This window comes from Sphingobium sp. PNB, from assembly GCF_019873065.1.
Taxonomy (GTDB): Bacteria; Pseudomonadota; Alphaproteobacteria; order Sphingomonadales; family Sphingomonadaceae; genus Sphingobium; species Sphingobium fuliginis.
In genome coordinates, this window is record NZ_JAINEZ010000215.1 from 1 (window position 1) to 1,190 (window position 1,190).

2 protein-coding genes and 1 pseudogene are annotated in these 1,190 nt (G+C 66.3%); all 3 read right to left on the minus strand.

Going from position 1 to position 1,190, the window contains the following annotated elements:
• Positions 1–199: CoA-transferase (locus K7W03_RS27465; protein ID WP_319024355.1), on the minus strand; the 199-nt coding region annotated here is incomplete at its 3' end.
• Position 200: 1 nt separating this feature from the next.
• Positions 201–1,034, minus strand: a complete 834-nt coding sequence (locus K7W03_RS27470) for a 5'-nucleotidase, lipoprotein e(P4) family (protein ID WP_222888134.1) — start codon at positions 1,032–1,034, stop codon at positions 201–203.
• Between the two features lie 64 nt (positions 1,035–1,098).
• Positions 1,099–1,190, minus strand: a pseudogene (locus tag K7W03_RS28020) (succinyl-CoA--3-ketoacid-CoA transferase); the annotation flags it as partial.

The following is a 1,190-nucleotide window of genomic DNA, read 5'->3' on the forward strand; positions in this document are numbered from 1 at the left end:
TCAGGTCGGCATCCTCCTCCCCCTCATAGGGGAAGGGGCCGATGCCCAGCATGCCGTTCTCCGACTGCAGCGTCACTTCCACGCCATCGGGAATATGGTTCGCCACCAGCGTCGGGATGCCGATGCCCAGATTCACGTAGAAACCGTCCTGCAATTCCTTCGCCGCCCGCGCGGCCATTTCGTCACGAGTCCAGGGCATGTTATTTCTCCCCATCGGCAGGCGCGGCCCACCTCTTGTCCAGCGGAAAAACCTCGTCGAAGCCGCCCTTGAGGCCGCTTCCATAAACCGGATTGGGCAGGACGAACCAGCCATTGCCCCACATCTGCGCGATCGCCGGCCGCATGGTCGCGGCACGCCGCGCCGTCACCGGCGGTCCGCCATTGAACAGGTCCGAAAAGTCGCCCAACTGGTCGCCGCCCATGGCGATGACGCAATATCGCGCCGCGATCGTCGCCCGCCGCCCGTCCTTGCGCGATCCCATGGCGTCGTCGCCGCTCAGGAACAGCGTCTGCCCATGCACGGCATCGCCCAGACCGGCCGCCTTTATGGCGCGGACGGTCGGCTCGACATTCCCGGCGGTGCGATTGGTGTTGAACACCACCGTCACGCCCATCTGCCGCAGCGCGCGCACCATCCGGTCCGCGCCCGGAACCGGCGCGACCGCAGCTTCGCCCGTCCTTTCCCACGCATCCCAGGCGGCCGTGTCGAATCCCCTGCCCGTCCGCGCTGCATGATATTCATAGCCGATGTTGAGCATCACCGTCTCATCGACATCGAAGACGGCGGCAAGGGGCTTTGCGCCGCAGGGCACGAAGCGCGGATCGTCAAGGCCTGCGCCTTCGGCCAGGATCACGCTGTCTGCCGGGCGCGCCTTCACCTTCGCCGCGACATGCGCCAGCAAAGCCTGATAGGCCTGGAGCGAAAGCGCCGAAGCCTCCCCCGACCCATAAAGATACTGCATCCCGGCCGGGGGCGTTTCGGGCGCGACCGGAACCGCCGCCGGCCGATCGGCCGAACAGCCCGCCAACATCATCGAAACCGCCAGGCCGACAGCCCCCCTCCCACTCGCGGGAAGGGTCGGGGAAGGGCATGTCACGTCAAACCGCCTCCCTCTGGCGGACGGTGCGGAATTCGATTTTCTTGTCGTAAGGCGCTCCGACGATCATGCGCTTGACGTAGATGCCGGGCA

What these genes read in the sequence shown, in the direction of transcription:
- K7W03_RS27470 (WP_222888134.1), bottom strand. Translation starts at nt 1,034, where the DNA reads ATGATGTTGGCGGGCTGTTCGGCCGATCGGCCGGCGGCGGTTCCGGTC.